Raw genomic sequence first — 17,706 nt, 5'->3', positions numbered from 1 at the left:
TAAAAAACAAACTTTTGTGGTATGATGCTAACGTTGTAGAACAAAATCTTAGATTCGTGTTCACAGGAGGTAGAGATGGCAAAGAAATGGGTTTATCTGTTCAGCGAGGGCAATGCGGATATGCGTGAGCTCCTCGGCGGCAAGGGCGCAAACCTGGCCGAGATGACCAAGATCGGTCTTCCGGTGCCGCAGGGCTTCACGATTACGACCGAGGCTTGCACACAGTACTATGAGGACGGCCGCGAGATCAACGCGGAGATTCAGTCGCAGATCAATGACTATATTGCGGAGATGGAGAAGATTACCGGCAAGAAGTTCGGTGACAAGGAGAACCCGCTTCTCGTCTCGGTCCGCTCCGGTGCAAGAGCTTCGATGCCGGGCATGATGGACACCATCCTGAACCTCGGCCTCAATGAGGACGTCGTCAAGGTGCTCGCAGAGAAGTCCAACAACCCGCGCTGGGCTTGGGACTGCTACAGAAGATTTATCCAGATGTACTCCGACGTCGTCATGGAAGTCGGCAAGAAGTACTTTGAGGAGCTCATCGACAAGATGAAGGAAGAGCGCGGTGTGAAGCAGGACGTCGATCTGACCGCCGAGGACCTTCACGAGCTCGCAAACCAGTTCAAGGCAGAGTACAAGGAGAAGCTCGGCCAGGACTTCCCGTCCGACCCGAAGGAGCAGCTGATGGGCGCCATCAAGGCTGTGTTCCGCTCCTGGGACAACCCGCGTGCAAACGTGTACCGCCGCGACAACGATATCCCCTACTCCTGGGGCACGGCTGTCAACGTGCAGTCGATGGCATTCGGTAACATGGGCGATGACTGCGGCACCGGCGTTGCGTTCACGAGAGACCCGGCGACCGGCGAGAAGGGCCTCTTCGGTGAGTTCCTGACCAACGCACAGGGCGAGGACGTCGTCGCAGGTGTCCGCACCCCGATGCACATCAACGAGATGGAGCAGAAGTTCCCGGAGGCGTTCAAGCAGTTCGTCGATGTCTGCAAGACCCTCGAGGAGCATTACAGAGACATGCAGGATATGGAGTTCACCGTTGAGCACGGCAAGCTCTACATGCTGCAGACCAGAAACGGCAAGAGAACCGCAAAGGCAGCGCTGAAGATTGCCTGCGATCTTGTCGATGAGGGCATGAGAAGCGAGAAGGAAGCGGTCGCAATGATCGATCCGAGAAACCTCGACACCCTGCTTCACCCGCAGTTTGACCAGAAGGCACTGAAGGCGGCAACCCCGCTTGGCAAGGGCCTCGGCGCATCGCCGGGCGCGGCTTGCGGTAAGGTTGTCTTCACGGCAGAGGATGCCGAGGCTTGGGCAGAGAGAGGCGAGAAGGTCGTCCTGGTCCGCCTTGAGACTTCTCCGGAGGACATCACCGGCATGAAGAGCTCCCAGGGTATCCTCACGGTTCGCGGCGGTATGACCTCCCACGCGGCAGTCGTTGCGCGCGGCATGGGCAAGTGCTGCGTCTCCGGTCTCGGCGACATCGTGATCGACGAGGCAGCGAAGAAGTTCTCGCTCGGCGGTCAGACCTTCCACGAGGGCGACCCGATTTCGATCGACGGCACGACCGGTAATGTCTACGCGGGCATCATCCCGACCGTGGACGCTGCGATTGTCGGCGAGTTCGGCCGCATCATGGCTTGGGCTGACAAGTACAGAAGACTGAAGGTCAGAACCAATGCGGATACGCCGACCGACGCAAAGAAGGCGAGAGAGCTCGGCGCAGAGGGCATCGGCCTTTGCCGCACCGAGCACATGTTCTTCGATCCGGAGCGCATTGCGGCATTCCGCGAGATGATCTGCTCCGATACGCTCGAGGAGAGAGAAGAGGCACTCGCAAAGATTCTGCCGTATCAGCAGAAGGACTTCGAGGCACTCTACGAGGCAATGGAAGGCAACCCGGTCACGATTCGTTTCCTGGATCCGCCGCTGCACGAGTTTGTCCCGACCGAAGAGGCTGAGATTAAGAAGCTCGCAGACGCAAAGCACAAGACCGTCCAGGAGATCAAGGACATCATTGCTTCCTTGCACGAGTTTAACCCGATGATGGGTCACAGAGGCTGCCGTCTTGCGGTCACCTATCCGGAGATCGCGGCAATGCAGACCAAGGCTGTGATTCGCGCCGCAATCGCAGTGAAGAAGAATCACCCGGATTGGAAGCTGGTTCCGGAGATCATGATTCCGCTTGTCTCCGAGGACAAGGAGCTCAAGTTCGTCAAGAAGACGGTTGTCGAGACTGCGGATGCGGAAATCAAGGCAGCGGGTTCCGATCTCAAGTACGAGGTCGGCACGATGATCGAGATTCCGAGAGCTTGCGTCACGGCAGACGCAATCGCAAAGGATGCGGACTTCTTCTGCTTCGGCACGAACGACCTCACGCAGATGACCTTCGGCTTCTCGCGCGATGACGCCGGCAAGTTCCTGAACGCTTACTACGACACGAAGATCTTCGAGAACGATCCGTTCGCGAAGCTCGACCAGGTCGGTGTTGGCAAGCTCATGAAGATGGCAATCGAGCTCGGTCGCCCGGCGAACAAGGATCTCCACATCGGTATCTGCGGTGAGCACGGCGGCGATCCGTCCTCCGTTGAGTTCTGCGATGAGATCGGCCTTGACTATGTCTCCTGCTCGCCGTTCCGCGTGCCGGTCGCAAGACTTGCGGCTGCACAGGCGGCAATCAAGAGAGGCTGAGACAGCGTTTCACACCGTTTAACAGATAACATATAAGCCCGGACAGAAAGAGTCCCCGCCGTACCCTCACGGGGCGGCGGGGACTTTTGTGTTGCGGGGAAAGGGGGCCAAGATGTACGAGAATTATTATCAAAAGTATGAGAGCGAGGAGCAGGAAGTTCTGGTGCTCATTCAGAGATGCCTCGGCGCGGGTTACTATAAAGAGGGAAATTACTGGGACATGACGGCGATTTCGCTCGGCATGGTTTTTCCGGACGGGAGTTGTGTGATTCGAGAAGGCAGAGTGGAGTGGCCGCTCAGCGAGGAGGAGACGAAGGGAGAATACGGCTGGGGGCGCCTTGCAAGAGGACAGATTTGCCGTCTCAAGCTGCGCCGCATGAAGCCGAGCGCGGTGCCGGAGTACACGACGCCGGAAAAATTCAATGCCTGGCTGCTGGTTGAGGTCCTGGAGCCCGCGGTTTCCTGTCCGGAACTCGAGGCCTATTGGGAGGAATATCAAAAGCCGGTTGAACTGAGCGACGAAGTGCTCGGCAAACTCACGCTGAATCGGGAGCTCGACTGGCTGGAGGGCGAAATCCCCTGGGGCGACGGGCGCATGAGCCTCTCGCTCGAAATCGATACGGACGATACGGAGACCTGGGACAAGGCGCGGGCCTTTGCGCGAAAACTGGCCACGGATGCTGCGCGTTGGGACGGCGAACTGCGCCGCTTTGCGGCAAAGGAACTCACAGAGCTCGCAAACGACTGGCAGTCGAGCGAGGAGGAGAACGAGAATGCCCCGGAACTCACGGAAGAGGACTTCATGCGGCGCATACAGCCGGAGAGTCTGGTGGTAAGCTGGGACGGCAATCTGGTCGCCTACTATGACGACGACGATCTCTTCTTTGGGCACGTAATCGAAATATCGGGAACCGAGAGCGAGGGACTCAAGTACGCGAACATTGCGGGCTGAGCGGAGGGCATCATGACAGAGCGTATCACAGAGGAGAACAGAAGCTATATCAAGGCGCTCCGCGTGAGCGATGTGCCCTGGCACAGGCTCACGACGGTTTACGGCAGAGCGACCGCCTTTCCGGCGTACTTTGCCGTTCTGGAAGAAATGCGGGATGCGGCGGGCGTCCGGAAGGCATTTGAGGAACTCGGCTACAATGTGGAGCACCAGGACACCCTCTGGCATGCGACGCCCTTTGCGAGCGTGTTTCTCGCGCGTATTTTTGAAAAGGCACTCCGCGAGAGCGCCGAAAACCCCGTGGCGGCCTATCTGGCCGAACAGCTGACAGAGCTCTTTGACTGCCTGCTTGGCTGCTATCATCTCGGCGATACCATGGAGCACGCGGCGCCGCTGCCGCGCTTTGCGGACCTCCTCCTGGAAGAGTATCTCTGGTCGGAAGAGTACGATGAAGAGGCGGATGAGCTTCGCTACGAAGAAGAGGATGTCTTCCCCGATGCGCTCTTCTACAGCTTTTACTACTACACCTGGCAGGCCGTACTCGCAGAGCGAGAGGAGATCGAGGCTGCGAGAACACCTGCTTTGGAAGCAAAGCTCTCGAAGGTCTTGGAGGCACTGTGAGAAAGCTACGCTGGAATGAGGTATGCGTGCTCTGGAACGGAGAAGCCTTTAATTGCGGGACGAGACTCTGCTGTAAGACCGCTCATGCCGGGCAGATGCTCAATCTCAGTCGGGACGGCGGCAGCGGGGAAGAGCCGCCCTCGCGCGATGCGCTCTTTTGGAAACGGCTCAAGGAGGAACTTCCGGAGTTGGACCTTAAGGCGCGTGCTGTCCTGCAAAACGCTTTCCCGGGGGAGCGGATTGCGGCGCTTCCGCTGACGGAGCTCGCGCTGGATCAAGGCGAGAGTTACGGCGCCTTTTCGCTCGGCTACGATGCCGGAGATACACCTGCGGGACGGCTCTATCTCTTTGTGGCCTTTGATGAAGCGTTTCGGCCTGTACCGGAGCCGATTTGCGAAGTCTGCTGAGGCCGAGCCGGGAGCGGCAGAAAGTCGCTTTCATCGGACAAAGTTTTGCTGAAAGAAAAGGCAGGAAACGGAAATGAGCACCGGTGCCGGAGAACAGCGCGTTAGAGCTTGCGCTCGAACACTACGGTTTCTGCCCGGATGTCTATCAGGGCGGGGATTACCCGCTCGGCGCGCTGGCGGACAGCCTCAGTCGCTCGAAAATCTGGTATTTCTGGTGGGATTGAAACCGTCGGCTTAAGTAAGAAGGAGAAGACGCAGATGAACTTAGCGACACAAAGCTATATGCCGCCGCCGTGGCTCGCCTATCCCGAATATGAGCGCTACAGTCTCGGCTGGCGCATGGGTAGCGGCGAAGATTACCTGGACCGCTTTGCGGCATGGTTTGAGGCGCTCGGCGAAAAGGAGCGGGAGATATATACCGCGCGCTTCCCGGAGCCCTTTACCTGGGCCGGCTGGTGGGACGATGAGGACAGGGCCGTGTATCTGGAGCGGGGGGACTTTTGTATCGCGATTCGAAACCCGGACGGCGCGCCTAAGTATACGCGGGCGCTGCTCGGAAAACAGAAGCTCGCCGGAAAAAAGCAAAAGTACTGCTTCTTTTGGGGACATCAGCCCGCAAAGGACGGAAGCGTGACGAAGAGCGCGTTCAGCCAGTGGTGGAAAGCAGAGTTTTACGGCGCGGGCGAGCGCTTTAGCTCCGCGGAACAATATATGATGGCTGAGAAAGCCGCGCTTTTTTGTGATGCGGAACACAGAGCAGAGATTCTGTCCGTAAGAGACCCGAAGCGCATCAAGGCGCTCGGCCGAGAGGTGAGAGGCTTTGAGGAGGCGGTCTGGCAGCGCTTTCGCTATGCCATCGTATTAAACGGGAGCTGGCTCAAATTCAGTCAGAACCGGGAACTACGCGACTTTCTGCTCTCGACCGGAGATAAAATATTGGTTGAGGCCAGTCCCTACGACCGTGTCTGGGGTATAGGGCTTACGGAGCATGAAGAGGCAGCGGAAAATCCGCTCAAGTGGAAGGGGGAAAACCTGCTCGGCTTTGCGTTGACAGAAGTCAGAGAGGAGTTAAGACGAGTCACGGCGCACGAAGCGCTCTGTGATTTCAAACTGGTCTGAGAAAAGGAGAAGGGCATGGATCTGTTACAGCAGTGTGCGCAGTGGTTTGAGAACGGGGAGCATCAAAAAATAGTCGATGCGATTGAGGCGCTTCCGGCGGAAGAGAGAACGCCGGAACTCGACAGCGAACTTGCGCGCGCTTATAACAACGTGGCGGAGGCAACGGACCGCAAACTGTTTCGGAAGGCGGTTTCGCTCTTAAAGCGCCACGAGGCCTATTTTGAGGGGGATCACCGTTGGAATTTCCGCCTGGGCTACGCTTATTACTATCTGGATCAGGAGGGAAGGGCCTTACACCACTTCCGTGAGGCACTCGCCGCGCTTCCGGGCGATGAGGACACGCAGAATTTCATTGACGACTGCGAGCGCCGCATCTCGCTGCCGCGCTTTGCCGAAAACTTTCGCGAGAGAACGGCAAGCGTCTGGAAGCGCTTTGCCGCGGAGGAAGCGGAACTCCGCCGCATCATGGATGAAGACACAGAGCATGTGCGCGGCGATGAGTTAATCGAGAAATGCGGCGATATTCTGCGCGAGGCCCTTGAGAACCAGGCCTTTGAACTCGGCTTTAACGGCGAAAAATATGAGCTCATCCTGACGCCCGAGGGCAGCATCGAAGTGCTTCTCGAGGACTGCTATTTTCAGCGCTATGTGCCCGCGGAAGTGGCGGAACACTGGAATATCATAGTCGGGCGGCAGCGCATGAGCGGTCTCGCGCTCGATGCGGGCGAGGGTCCGATTCGGGGCGAGGACGTACAGGTTTGGATCGAGGCGGGAAAGGGAGACCGCTACGGGGTCAAGCTCTATTGCGAGAAGCTGCTCCCCCTCCTTACGGAAGATGAGGGAAGAGTCTGGTGGCTCTTAACGACGCTCACCGATCAGCTGCTCGGCGAACTCGTCAATATGCGCTACATCCGTAGCTTCGATGTGTTGAAGGCGCCCGCCGAGGGAAAGTCCTGCCTACTCTCCGAACTGCCGGAGGAGCTTTCACGTCGCGGCGCCAAGCTTGACATCACGCCAGCGGAAGTCATTGCGGAAAACTATACCTTTTACAGCTTAGATCCGAGCGAAGACCCGAACGCCGACTACCGGCTCGACACCATCTCGGGCGCAAGTCTCTGCCCGACTCTGGTCAGTGAGTATCTGCAGGAGGAGGACAGCATGATCGATGCACTGCAGGCAGACGGTGCGGTGGCGGCTTTCTTCATCTACCCGCTCTCCGGGTTCCGCGGAGAAAATCGCTCGGAGGAAATCTTAGCGCTCCGGGATAGGGCAAAGGCGCGGATGGAGACGCCCGAGGGCGCGGAGTGCTGCAGCTTCATCGGCGGCGCAACCGGTCTCTTCTGCGGCTATCTGGACTTCATCGCCTGGGATTTCGATGCGACCGTGCGCTGCATGCGTGCTTTCTTTGAGGCGGAGGGGTTACCTTGGCTTGCGGCCCGGGTGTTCCGCAGGGAGTCGCATCCGCTCAGCATCTATGACAAGCAGGAGCGGGAAGACTGAGGTGACTTGACGCGCGCGGCGCGCTGTGCTATTTTGTTAGTCAATGGAAACAAAACCGGAGCCGGTCTCACGGCTTCGGTTTTTTGAAATCAGAAAGAGGAGGTTGCATGAAACAGGAGAGACACGAGCTTGGCAAATCGAGCGAAGACTATCTGGAGAGCATACTCCGCATCATCCGGGAGAAGGGTGCCTGCCGCCCCACTGACATCGCAGAGCTCATGAACTTTTCAAAGCCGAGTGTCTCGGTCGCGCTGAAAAAACTCGAGGAGGAGGGCTACATTCACCGCGAGGACTGGCGCATTCAGCTCACCGAGGCCGGGGAGCAGGCGGCGGCACAGACATTCGAGAAGCATGAGTTCTTCCGCCAACTCTTCGAGTCCATCGGCATTGCACCGGAGGTCGCCGAAGAGGAGGCCTGCTCGGTCGAGCATGTGATCAGCGAGGACAGTTTTCACAAGATGCAGGCGCACTGGGGCAAGAAACAGGGCGTCTGAGCGAGAAGATACCCGCGCATGCAAGGTGCGCGGGTATTGTTATATGGAAAGGAGTTATTATGGAGACAACATTGCGGGATAAAGAGGGATTTATCTGCGACATGGACGGCGTGATTTATCACGGCAACCGGATTCTGCCGGGCGTGCGGGAATTTGTGGAGTGGATGCTTCGCGAGGACAAGCACTTTTTGTTTCTCACGAATTCGAGCCAGTACACGCCGAAGGAGCTGCAGCAGAAACTGGAGCGCATGGGACTTGAGGTCGATGAGTCTCACTTTTACACGAGTGCGCTCGCGACCGCGCATTTCCTGAATCGACAGGCGCCCGGCTGTTCGGCCTATGTGGTCGGTGAGCACGGCGTTCTGAATGCGCTCTACGACAAGGGCATCACCTACAACGATGTGAATCCGGACTATGTGGTGGTCGGAGAGTCCTCTTCCTATAATCTGGATCAGATCACCAAGGCGATACGCCTCGTCAATGCGGGCGCCAAGCTGATCGGCACGAACTACGACCTGACCGGGCCGACCGAGAGCGGTATTGCACCTGCCTGCCGCGCGCTGATTGCGCCGATTGAGCTCGCGACCGGCAAGCAGGCCTATTTTGTCGGAAAGCCGAACCCCCTGATGATGCGGACAGGTCTCCGCCTGCTCGGCGTCCACTCGGAAAACGCGGTCATGATCGGTGACCGCATGGACACCGATGTGATCGCCGGAATTGAGACCGGCCTCACGACGGTGCTGGTGCTCTCCGGTGTCACGACGCGAGAGGAGTGCGAGCAGTATCCCTATCGACCCAACTATATTCTGAACGGCGTCGGCGAGGTGATGGAACATTGACTTCAAAAGAGAGAGCGGTGAGCGGCCTCCGCGTTCTGCTGGTGGCAAGCTTAATTTACAGTTACAGTTACATCGATGCGATTCTTGCCCTCCTCGCCGAGGGTGGGCTCGCGTTTCTCGGCGTCTCGTGGACCTATCTCGACGCCAATCAAAATCTCGGCTATGTCTGCTCGGCGCTTGTGCTCTGCTTTGTTTACAGCGGACTTCTGAAACTCGTCAAGCGGAATTACGAGGAGAGACCTGCGACTCTCAAACTGCGCCCGGTCAGCGGCACACTGCAAATGTTGCTGATCGGCCTCGGCGTCGGCGGTGTCTCGCTGCTCTGGCTGAATTTCGCGGAGCTCATCCAGAAATCGATTCCGGCATTGCAGGCGAGCTATGAGACCTTTAACACGGAGATGGGCGCCTTCGAGAACGGCGATTACATCTGGATGCTCCTGGAGGTCTCGATTATCGGCCCGATGGTCGAAGAGCTTCTGTTCCGCGGCCTTGTCTTTCATTTCGTAGAGCGGGATACCGGAAAAGAGGGCGCCGCAATTTTTATCTCGGCGCTGCTTTTCGGCATCTGGCACGGCATTTTCGTGCAGGGTGTCTACACTTTCCTGATTGGGCTGGTGCTCGGCTACCTCTATGCAAAGACGCGGAACATCATCTGGCCGTATCTCGTGCACTTTGTCAATAATTTTTCGGGGACGCTGCCGCCCGGCTTTGACGGCGAAAAGGCGACGGCTCTCGTGAACCTCGCCTCCCTGCTCTGCGTTCCGGTGTTGCTGTTTCTTCTGCTGCGTATGCAAAAAAGAACAAAGCAAAGCGAAAAGCCGTTGCCATAGCAACGGATGAAAGCGTTTCGGCGTGATACCATAAATCCTGTCAGTAAGAGCAAACAACAGGGCGGACGCCCTGAGATGTACAGGAGGATATCAATGGACGCTAAAATGTTTTGTTTCCAGTGTCAGGAGACCGCGGGCAACAAGGGTTGCACCGTGCAGGGTGTCTGCGGCAAGAAGTTTGATGTCGCAAGAGCACAGGATCTTCTGATTTATGTGACTAAGGGTCTCTCTGCGGTTACGACTGCTCTCAGAGCGGAGGGCAAGCCGGTTGCGGCCGAGGTCAATCACCTCGTGTCGATGAACCTCTTCATCACGATCACGAACGCAAATTTCGATCGCAAGGCGATTGAGAAGCGCATCACGGAAACGCTCGCATGTCGCGACGCACTCCGCAAGGACCTTTCCGATGCTTCGAAGCTGCCGAAGGCTGCGACCGAGGAGATTCCGGAGAGCGCTTACCCGGAGAGAGCGGCGGAAGTCGGCGTTCTCGCGACCGAGAACGAGGATGTGAGATCTCTTCGCGAGCTCATCACCTACGGACTCAAGGGTCTCTCGGCATACACGAAGCACGCGAACGCACTGCTCCGTGAGAACGAGGAAGTGGATCGTTTCCTGCAGGAGGCGCTCGCTAAGACCCTCGACGACAGCCTCACGGTCGACGATCTCGTTGCGTTGACTCTTGAGACCGGTAAGTACGGTGTCGAAGGCATGGCGCTCCTCGACGGCGCAAACACCGGCGCTTACGGCAACCCGGAGATCACCGAGGTCAACATCGGCGTCCGCAAGAACCCGGGCATCCTGATTTCCGGCCATGATTTGAAGGACCTCGAGATGCTGCTCGACCAGACCCAGGGTACGGGTGTGGATGTTTACACGCACTCCGAGATGCTTCCGGCGCACTACTATCCGTTCTTCAAGAAGTACCCGAACTTTGCGGGCAACTACGGCAACGCTTGGTGGAAGCAGAAGGAGGAGTTCGAGAGCTTCAACGGTCCGATTCTTATGACCACGAACTGCCTGGTTCCGCCGAAGGACAGCTATAAGGACAGAGTCTGGACCACGGGCTGCGTCGGCTTCCCGGGCCTCAAGCACATCGATGCGCCCTACGGCGAGGTCAAGGATTTCAGCCCGATCATCGAGCAGGCAAAGCAGTGCCCGCCGCCGACCGAGATTGAGACCGGTAAGATTGTCGGCGGTTTCGCACACGCACAGGTCTTTGCACTCGCGGACAAGGTGGTCGATGCGGTGAAGAGCGGCGCCATCACGAAGTTCGTCGTCATGGCGGGCTGCGACGGCAGAGCAAAGAGCCGCGACTACTACACGGAGTTCGCGAAGAAGTTGCCGAAGGGCGCTGTGATTCTGACCGCGGGCTGCGCGAAGTATAAGTACAACAAGCTGGATCTCGGCGACATTGGCGGTATCCCGCGCGTGCTCGACGCAGGTCAGTGCAACGACTCCTACTCTCTGGCAGTCATCGCGCTCAAGCTGAAGGAGATCTTCGGCCTCGACGATGTGAATCAGCTTCCGCTTGCTTATAACATCGCTTGGTACGAGCAGAAGGCAGTCATCGTGCTCCTGGCTCTCCTCTACCTCGGCGTGAAGAACATCCATCTCGGACCGACACTGCCGGCCTTCCTCTCCCCGAATGTCGCAAACGTCCTGGTCAAGAACTTCGGCATCGCAGGCATCGGCTCCGTCGAAGATGATATCGAGCTCTTCTTCGGCAAGGAAGCCTGAAACAAGCTACAGAAATCCAAGAAATCCCTCTTTGGTTAAGACAGAAGGCGACGGACTTAAGATCCGTCGTCTTTTCTGCATTCTTCGCGCACAGGAAATTTCGGCAAGGCAGAGCCGCCGCAGCGGGAGCATGAGCGGAAACCGTGCGGGAAAGACAGGTATATCCTGTCTGAAGCATGGCGAAGCGGGACTGTCACGTTGCGCGGAAAAGGGAGCGGCAGAGAGGCGAGAAGAGAGAGCGGAGGAAGAAAACCTTCGTCGAAAGATTTAGTCCGGACAAATACAAATTAGGAATAATTCCTGATTTAATTGTTTACAAGCCGGAAACAAACTGTTATAGTAAGGAAGACACGATTACAGATGCATTTGATACAGTAGATGCAGAAACAACAATAAGGAGGATATCATGGCAGACGAGAAGAAGATCACAAGCGGTAGCGATGTAAAGACCAAGTACGCAGGCACTGAGACCGAGAAGAACCTGCAGAAGGCTTATGCCGGCGAGTCGATGGCGAGAACCAAGTATCTGTTCTTTGCTTCCACGGCGCAGAAGGAAGGCTTTCAGCAGATCGGCGCTCTCTTTGAGGAGACCGCAACGAACGAGAACGCGCATGCAAAGATGTGGCTCAAAGAGCTGAACGGCATTGCGGACACGGCGACGAACCTCCTCCATGCGGCAGAGGGCGAGAGCTATGAGTGGAACGACATGTATGTCGAGTTCGCCGAGACGGCGGAAAAAGAGGGCTTTAAGGAGCTCGCAGCGAAGTTCCGCATGGTCGCCGCAATCGAGAAGCGCCACGAGGAGAGATACAGAAAGCTCTTAAAGAACGTCGAGATGCAGGAAGTCTTCAAGAAGAGCGAAGTCAAGGTCTGGGTTTGCCGGAACTGCGGTCACGTTGTGGTCGGCACTTCGGCACCGCAGGTATGTCCGACCTGCCAGCACCCGCAGGCATTCTTCGAGATTCTCGCAGAGAACTATTAATCGGGACAGGGCGGGTGCAGAGCAAGAGCATCGCGCTGACAAAAAAGGAACCGGGAGGCGAAAGCCTTCCGGTTCCTTTTTTGCGTTGTGTGAAACGGCGCTTCGGGGTTCAGCCGGTGATAAAAATGCGCGCCCCGATGATGATTAAAATGAGACCGCCGATCACCTTGGCCTGGCGGTTTAAGACGGCGCCGGCCTGCTTTCCGGCGTGGAGCGCGCCGAGACAGAGGAAAAAGGTGGTAAGGGCAATTAAGACCGAGGAGAGCAGTGCCTCCGCCGCACGGTAGGAGGCGAGCGTAAAGCCGACCGAGAGGGCATCGATCGAGGTCGCGATGCCCTGGAGGAGCAGCGCCTTCAGGCCGATGCCGCTGTCCGGCGTCTCCTCCGAGTCTCCGCGAATGCCCTCGAGCGCGAGTTTTCCGCCGATGTAGAGGAGAAGAGCAAGGGAGACAAAGGGCAGAAAGGGCGCAATCACGCGAAACAGCGAGAGCAAAAAGGTCACAAAGAACCAGCCGAGCATCGGCATGAGCCACTGGAAAAAGGCAAAGGTTCCCGCAATCCCAAAGCTTTTCTTGCGGGATATACCGGGATCTTCGAGTCCGTTGGCAACGGAAACCGAGACGGCATCCATCGCGAGTCCGACGCCGAGCAGAATGCTGTTCAGAATAAAAGACGGCTGTATGGTCACAGAGCACCTCCGATGACAGTGATAAACAAGGACAAAAAAAGAGACCGGAGCACGACCAGCGTGCTTCCCAGTCTCGCGATTTAATCCAAGCCAGGCCGAAGCCATTTTGTTGACTTGAAACGCCTAACGGCGTTCCCTACTCCCTGTTAAAGCCCGTCCAATTTATCACCGAAATCAGAGGTTAGTCAACCGCAAATATCGAAAGCGTTTGTATCTATTTCCAAACAATAAAAGAAAGTGTATAATAAAATCTGAGCTAAAAAAGAAAAATAACTAGGCAGATGAATAGGAGTGTGCGGCTCGGAATGAAAATCACAAGTTTAACCTGTCCCCACTGCGGCGCAGCGCTGGACTGGGAGGAGGGACAAGACAAGGCAAAGTGCCCTTACTGCGGAACAGCGCTCCGCATCGACCTCTCGGGGCCGGATGTCACGGTCAACTTTTACAACGGAGGGCAGAACAATTCGAGCAGAGAAGTCGAACTCTCTGTGTCGCAAAAAATCATCATCGGCGTAGCTACGGCCAGTATCGTTCTGATACCCCTCATCCTGCTCGGCATCAACACCGCTGCCTCGAATGAGGCGGGCAGACATAGTTCGCAGACAGAGACGACGGCGAGCCGGGTATTTGAGGACTATACGCTCTCCGGCGCGTCGAGTCTCGCGGAACTCAGTGATATCACGGGACTGAAGCACCTGACCATCGAAGATGCGGCGATGATTTCCGATTTCAGCAGCCTGTCCCGCTTCCCCTATCTGGAGAGCATCACGATTCAGGATGCGCCGCAGCTCACGGACCTCGGCTTTGTCAAAAGTCTGCAGGGTTTACAGAGTCTCTCGCTAAAGAATACCGGCGTGCAGGATATATCGCCGCTCTCCGGCATGAAATCCCTGGTCTCAGTGACCCTGGAAAATAATCGAATCACGGATTTCACGGCGCTCGGAAGTGTGCCGTATTTAAAGAATGCCGAGATTCGTGCGGAAGAGGTCACTGGACTGCCGGAACTCACAGGAATGCGATTTCTGGAGAATTTTACCGTAAACGGAGAGCAAAAAAAATGAATCCGAGTGGGCTTACGCGTGGAGTTCGAAAAGCTTTTCTTTCCTGTACGCCGCTTCTTTTGAGCGGCGTTTTGTTTGGCGGTTGCGGATCTGTCTCCGCAAAGAAAGCGACCGCGGTCCGGAAAAAAGGCGCAATCACCGTGACGCTGCCGGCGTTATCGAAGTATCTTCCGAAGTATGCCGATACGGTGACAGATCCGGTCTTGCGGCGAGCATTCGCGGAAGTATTCCGGAAAGACCCGGCTGCGCTGACAGCGGAGGATTACCGGAAGGTGCGGCGCATCCGCTTTGAGACCGTCGACTTTTCCCTGCTCCGTATGGATGTCACTCTCGGGGACGGCAGTGAGAAGCAGGTTTCGATTGTCAGCGGCGGCGAGGGGATTACCCTCGACGGGAACTCCTTTCAGGCTTTCCCGAATCTCGAAGCGCTCGATATGTCCGGACAGCGCTCGTTGCTTCAGGTCACATTTTCCTCGCAGGAGTACGCGAATACGCTCGCCAATCTGAAGCAGCTCCGCTGTCTTTATTTGCCGGATCGGGGGGAGTATCCCGGAAGTCCGGCGGGGCTCGCATATCTGGTCGCAAATCCCGGTGCAATGGAAGAACTGGGCGGGGTTACGCTCTACGCGACGGCGGATGTCGAAAAGCTCGTGCAAAAGTTCCCGAACCTAAAAAGATTGCGAATTGTGAAGCGGGAGCCCGGGGTTACGCTGTCCGGGTTACAGGGATTAAAGGAGCTCAGAGCGCTCTATACGCCGCTGCGGTGCGCGGGCAACGAGGACTTACTTTCCCTCACAGGGGTGCGGGAAATGGAACTCATCGCCTCCGAGGGGAATGAGGATATCAAAGAGTTCCGTTTCTTGTCCGGTCTCACAGAGCTTGAAAGTCTCACGATTCGCGACGCCGTTTTGCTCCTGAATCTGAACGATATCAAGCCCCTGACAAAGTTGCGGGAACTGCGCCTTTCGGGCGCGACACAGCTCACGAGCCTAGAGCCGCTCCGGGAGCTTACGGCGCTGGAAACGCTGGATTTGGGGGACAGTTTCAATCTTTCGGACTATGCCGCGCTGTATGAACTTCCGCAGCTCAAACGGCTCAGGATTTCCGATGGCTGGCAGGCGGGGTGTTTCATACCGGATGTGACCCTGCTCCCGGCGCTCGAAGAACTGGAGTGCGGTGCGGAGACTCTCCCGCAGCTGGCCCGTTGCCGGAAATTAAAGAAGCTCACGCTCTTTCTCGGTCACATCGGGAGCGAAACGGATTTCTCGGGTCTCTCGCGCCTTTCGGAACTCGAAGAACTTGCGCTGAATGTCGAGAGCGCTACGCAGAATACGGAAAAACTCGATGCGTTCCGGGAGCTGCCGAAGCTTCGAAAAGTCACATTCAGTTGCGGACAGGGAACACTTCCGCTGCATGCCTTTCCGGCGGTCACGGAGCTCACCGTGCTCGGTGAAACCACGGAAATGGGCGGCGGTTCTTCCGAACTTCGCATTTTGGCAGCAACCGGGGAGGATGCTCCCGCTCTCGAGAAGCTCTCTGTCTTTGCCTTCGGCGCGGTGCGCTTTGAGGGCTATCGCAGTACGGCACTCCGGGAGCTCTGTCTCGGCAGCTGCGGCATCGATTCGCTCGCCTTTACGGAGGCGTTTCCGAACCTCGAGCTGCTGAATATCAGTGACAATCGGGTCGAAGACATTGCGCCGCTCACGGCGCTGCCGAAGCTTCGCTATCTCTGCTATACGGACAATGTAATCCGAAATATCGGGCTCTTAAAAGACAGGGGCATTGTTCCGGTCGAATAAATCGAAATGAGGAGAGAAGAATGAATCCGACAAAAATTCGCTGCCCGCACTGCGGGAACAGCATATTGGTGAAGCATAGCGGCAAGACGAAATGCAGTGCCTGCGGAACGATGCTCTATGTCGAAGAACAGGAGAAGTCGGTACAGATCAATGTGAACGGTCAGGTGAATTACGGCAGGCGAATGTCACCGGAACTCTTTGTCATATCGATGGTTCTCTGCGCGGTTGCGAGTATCTTCTTCATTTTTTTGCCGATGCTGACCCGGAGCTCCCGGAAGGCAGAGCCCAAAGAGAAGGCGCACTATGCGACAACACTGACGGATCCGGTTCTGGTCAGGGTTTTCACGGATGCCTTTGAAAAGGAACCTTCCGCCTGGACCGCGGAGGACTATGCAAGCGTCAAAGAAATTTCGTTTCAGATGAAAAGCTGGACGCTGCTCTACCTGGATGTGAGCTTCGCGGATGACAGCAAAAAGCGCATCCCGATTTATCATGATACGGACACCGTAGAACTCGACGGCACGGCTTTTCAGGCCTTCCCGAACCTCGAAGCGCTCCGCGCCGCGAGCGGAAATACGGGAGACGATGTCCGCATCTCCTTTGATTCAACGGAATACACCCCGAATCTCGGCAACTTGAAGAAATTAAAGATTCTGTATCTCCCGAACAACGGCGGTTATCAAAAGAAGCCGGACAGACTTGCGGAGCTGGTTGCAGACCCCGGGGCGATCGAGGAACTCGGTGGCGTTGCGCTCACCGAAGCGGCGGATGTCGACGAACTGGCAAAGCGCTTCCCCAATTTGAAGACGCTGTTCATTGACCGGCGCGAGGCGGAGATTCCGCTGTCCGGCCTGCGTACCCTCTCGAAGCTCGAAGAACTCGGCACCGACCTGGATACCAAGAGCAACGAAGATCTGCCGGAACTCAGTCAGATCAAAAGAATGCAGCTCAGAGTGCAAACCTCCGAAGGCTATGTCAAGGACCTGCAGTTTCTGTCTAGTCTCACGCAGCTTGACAGCCTGAGCTTGGTCGGTGCCGATGAAATGAAGAATCTCAATATGATAGCGCCGCTCACGAACCTGAAAGAGTTAAGGATCTACGGCGGCAGAGAGCTTCGCAGCATTGCGCCGCTTGCCTCTCTCACGGAGCTCCGTACCCTGGAGTTCGAAAACTGTTACGGCATCGAAGACCTGAGCGTCCTGTCCTCGCTCACCAAGTTGCAAAGTCTTCATGTCGCCGATTCGGTCGGACACTTCGCCGCGGCGTTGCCGGATTTAAGCGCGCTCCCCGCACTCGAAGAACTCACGGCCGATGCCGATATGATACCGCAGTTTGCCGGCTGTACCGGTCTTAAGAAGCTCACGATCGAAGCCGAGGGGGCGGATGACAGCAATGACTTTTCGCTGCTCGCGGGGCTTAGCAATCTGGAAGAACTCCGGATTGATTGCGGCATCGTGACGAGTGAGCTTACGAATATCGACAGTCTCGCTGTCCTGCCGAATCTAAAAACCGTGACCGTCACCGGCAGAACGGGGCCGCTGTCTCTCCGGGCGTTTCCGCATGCGACCGCTATCACGGTCATCATGAACAGTACTGGGACTGCGGCGCTCCGGCTTACCTCGGAACTTGACAGCGACAATACCGCGCTTGAGAGCCTACGGATTTTCGGATATGAGGGCGGGGTACAGATCGGCGGCTATAACAGTACGGTACGGGACACGGCGGCGCTTATGCAGCTCTCGCACTGCAAGGCTCTCCGGGAACTCCGGCTGAACCACTGCGGGCTCACGGATCTCGCGTTTACGAGCGGTCTTTCGAATTTGGAGATTCTGGATATGAGCGGCAACCGGATCGAAGATGTCTCGCCGCTCACCGACCTTCCGAAGCTTCGCCTGTTTCTCTCTGCGGACAATGCGATTCAAAACATCGCGGTTCTGCGCGGCAGGGATCTGGTGGTATCGGAATGATTACAAGGAG

Annotated in this window: 16 protein-coding genes; 15 read left to right on the top strand and 1 reads right to left on the bottom strand. The window is 56.7% G+C overall.

The genetic code is table 11. From position 1 onward, the window contains the following. Nucleotides 1-75: 75 nt before the first annotated feature. From ppdK to rbr, 12 genes are all read left to right on the top strand, one after another. Nucleotides 76-2,703 carry a pyruvate, phosphate dikinase gene (gene ppdK / locus HMPREF9623_RS03650; protein WP_009532544.1) on the top strand — a complete coding sequence of 876 codons (2,628 nt, stop codon included), beginning with the start codon at nt 76-78 and terminating at the stop codon, nt 2,701-2,703. 112 nt (nt 2,704-2,815) lie between these two features. After that, complete coding sequence (locus HMPREF9623_RS03645; protein WP_009532543.1) at nt 2,816-3,655, top strand: DUF2262 domain-containing protein; 840 nt, start codon at nt 2,816-2,818, stop codon at nt 3,653-3,655. A gap of 12 nt (nt 3,656-3,667) precedes the next feature. Beyond that, nucleotides 3,668-4,273, top strand: coding sequence for a hypothetical protein (locus tag HMPREF9623_RS03640; protein ID WP_009532542.1), 606 nt, complete (start codon nt 3,668-3,670; stop codon nt 4,271-4,273). Further along, nucleotides 4,270-4,680, top strand: a complete 411-nt coding sequence (locus HMPREF9623_RS03635; protein ID WP_009532541.1) for a hypothetical protein — start codon at nt 4,270-4,272, stop codon at nt 4,678-4,680. The genes HMPREF9623_RS03640 and HMPREF9623_RS03635 overlap by 4 nt, the downstream gene beginning before the upstream one ends. A gap of 83 nt (nt 4,681-4,763) precedes the next feature. Next, on the top strand, nt 4,764-4,904 hold the full coding sequence (locus HMPREF9623_RS11125) for a DUF4253 domain-containing protein (protein ID WP_083826757.1): 141 nt from the start codon (nt 4,764-4,766) through the stop codon (nt 4,902-4,904). A gap of 34 nt (nt 4,905-4,938) precedes the next feature. Next, nucleotides 4,939-5,799, top strand: coding sequence for an NADAR family protein (locus HMPREF9623_RS03630; protein ID WP_009532540.1), 861 nt, complete (start codon nt 4,939-4,941; stop codon nt 5,797-5,799). 15 nt (nt 5,800-5,814) lie between these two features. Continuing rightward, the gene (locus HMPREF9623_RS03625; protein WP_009532539.1) at nt 5,815-7,299 is read left to right on the top strand and encodes a hypothetical protein; all 1,485 of its coding nucleotides are present in this window, start codon (nt 5,815-5,817) and stop codon (nt 7,297-7,299) included. Nucleotides 7,300-7,406: 107 nt separating this feature from the next. Then, complete coding sequence (locus HMPREF9623_RS03620) at nt 7,407-7,793, top strand: metal-dependent transcriptional regulator (RefSeq protein WP_009532538.1); 387 nt, start codon at nt 7,407-7,409, stop codon at nt 7,791-7,793. A gap of 59 nt (nt 7,794-7,852) precedes the next feature. Then, on the top strand, nt 7,853-8,632 hold the full coding sequence (locus tag HMPREF9623_RS03615) for an HAD-IIA family hydrolase (protein ID WP_009532537.1): 780 nt from the start codon (nt 7,853-7,855) through the stop codon (nt 8,630-8,632). Continuing rightward, the gene (locus tag HMPREF9623_RS03610) at nt 8,629-9,462 is read left to right on the top strand and encodes a CPBP family intramembrane glutamic endopeptidase (RefSeq protein WP_009532536.1); all 834 of its coding nucleotides are present in this window, start codon (nt 8,629-8,631) and stop codon (nt 9,460-9,462) included. The genes HMPREF9623_RS03615 and HMPREF9623_RS03610 overlap by 4 nt, the downstream gene beginning before the upstream one ends. A gap of 93 nt (nt 9,463-9,555) precedes the next feature. Beyond that, complete coding sequence (gene hcp / locus HMPREF9623_RS03605; RefSeq protein WP_009532535.1) at nt 9,556-11,199, top strand: hydroxylamine reductase; 1,644 nt, start codon at nt 9,556-9,558, stop codon at nt 11,197-11,199. 406 nt (nt 11,200-11,605) lie between these two features. Further along, nucleotides 11,606-12,181, top strand: coding sequence for a rubrerythrin (rbr, locus tag HMPREF9623_RS03595; RefSeq protein WP_009532534.1), 576 nt, complete (start codon nt 11,606-11,608; stop codon nt 12,179-12,181). A 109-nt stretch (nt 12,182-12,290) separates the two neighbouring features. On the opposite strand, the gene HMPREF9623_RS03590 is transcribed toward rbr, so the two are convergent. Continuing rightward, nucleotides 12,291-12,869, bottom strand: coding sequence for a manganese efflux pump MntP (locus tag HMPREF9623_RS03590; protein WP_009532533.1), 579 nt, complete (start codon nt 12,867-12,869; stop codon nt 12,291-12,293). Nucleotides 12,870-13,174: 305 nt separating this feature from the next. On the opposite strand from HMPREF9623_RS03590, the gene HMPREF9623_RS03585 reads away from it, so the two are divergent. From HMPREF9623_RS03585 to HMPREF9623_RS03575, 3 genes are read left to right on the top strand one after another with little or no spacing between them, the layout of a single operon-like run. Next, nucleotides 13,175-13,930 (top strand): leucine-rich repeat domain-containing protein, encoded by a 756-nt coding sequence (locus tag HMPREF9623_RS03585; RefSeq protein ID WP_009532532.1) that lies wholly within the window; start codon nt 13,175-13,177, stop codon nt 13,928-13,930. Then, entirely contained in the window at nt 13,927-15,729 is a 1,803-nt protein-coding gene (locus HMPREF9623_RS03580) for a leucine-rich repeat domain-containing protein (protein WP_009532531.1), read from the top strand. The genes HMPREF9623_RS03585 and HMPREF9623_RS03580 overlap by 4 nt, the downstream gene beginning before the upstream one ends. Nucleotides 15,730-15,749: 20 nt before the next feature. Then, the gene (locus tag HMPREF9623_RS03575; protein WP_009532530.1) at nt 15,750-17,696 is read left to right on the top strand and encodes a leucine-rich repeat domain-containing protein; all 1,947 of its coding nucleotides are present in this window, start codon (nt 15,750-15,752) and stop codon (nt 17,694-17,696) included. The last annotated feature ends 10 nt before the right edge of the window (nt 17,697-17,706 follow it).

Source organism: Stomatobaculum longum (assembly GCA_000242235.1).
GTDB lineage: Bacteria > Bacillota > Clostridia > Lachnospirales > Lachnospiraceae > Moryella > Moryella longum.
Note: the sequence above shows the minus strand (reverse complement) of the source record. Positions and strands in the feature narration are given on the sequence as shown.

Excerpts from the sequence above, each read along its gene's own strand:
- ppdK (WP_009532544.1), top strand. The coding sequence starts at position 76 with ATGGCAAAGAAATGGGTTTATCTGTTCAGCGAGGGCAATGCGGATATG.
- HMPREF9623_RS03645 (WP_009532543.1), top strand. The coding sequence starts at position 2,816 with ATGTACGAGAATTATTATCAAAAGTATGAGAGCGAGGAGCAGGAAGTT.
- HMPREF9623_RS03640 (WP_009532542.1), top strand. The coding sequence starts at position 3,668 with ATGACAGAGCGTATCACAGAGGAGAACAGAAGCTATATCAAGGCGCTC.
- HMPREF9623_RS03630 (WP_009532540.1), top strand. The coding sequence starts at position 4,939 with ATGAACTTAGCGACACAAAGCTATATGCCGCCGCCGTGGCTCGCCTAT.
- HMPREF9623_RS03625 (WP_009532539.1), top strand. The coding sequence starts at position 5,815 with ATGGATCTGTTACAGCAGTGTGCGCAGTGGTTTGAGAACGGGGAGCAT.
- HMPREF9623_RS03620 (WP_009532538.1), top strand. The coding sequence starts at position 7,407 with ATGAAACAGGAGAGACACGAGCTTGGCAAATCGAGCGAAGACTATCTG.
- HMPREF9623_RS03615 (WP_009532537.1), top strand. The coding sequence starts at position 7,853 with ATGGAGACAACATTGCGGGATAAAGAGGGATTTATCTGCGACATGGAC.
- hcp (WP_009532535.1), top strand. The coding sequence starts at position 9,556 with ATGGACGCTAAAATGTTTTGTTTCCAGTGTCAGGAGACCGCGGGCAAC.
- rbr (WP_009532534.1), top strand. The coding sequence starts at position 11,606 with ATGGCAGACGAGAAGAAGATCACAAGCGGTAGCGATGTAAAGACCAAG.
- HMPREF9623_RS03585 (WP_009532532.1), top strand. The coding sequence starts at position 13,175 with ATGAAAATCACAAGTTTAACCTGTCCCCACTGCGGCGCAGCGCTGGAC.
- HMPREF9623_RS03580 (WP_009532531.1), top strand. The coding sequence starts at position 13,927 with ATGAATCCGAGTGGGCTTACGCGTGGAGTTCGAAAAGCTTTTCTTTCC.
- HMPREF9623_RS03575 (WP_009532530.1), top strand. The coding sequence starts at position 15,750 with ATGAATCCGACAAAAATTCGCTGCCCGCACTGCGGGAACAGCATATTG.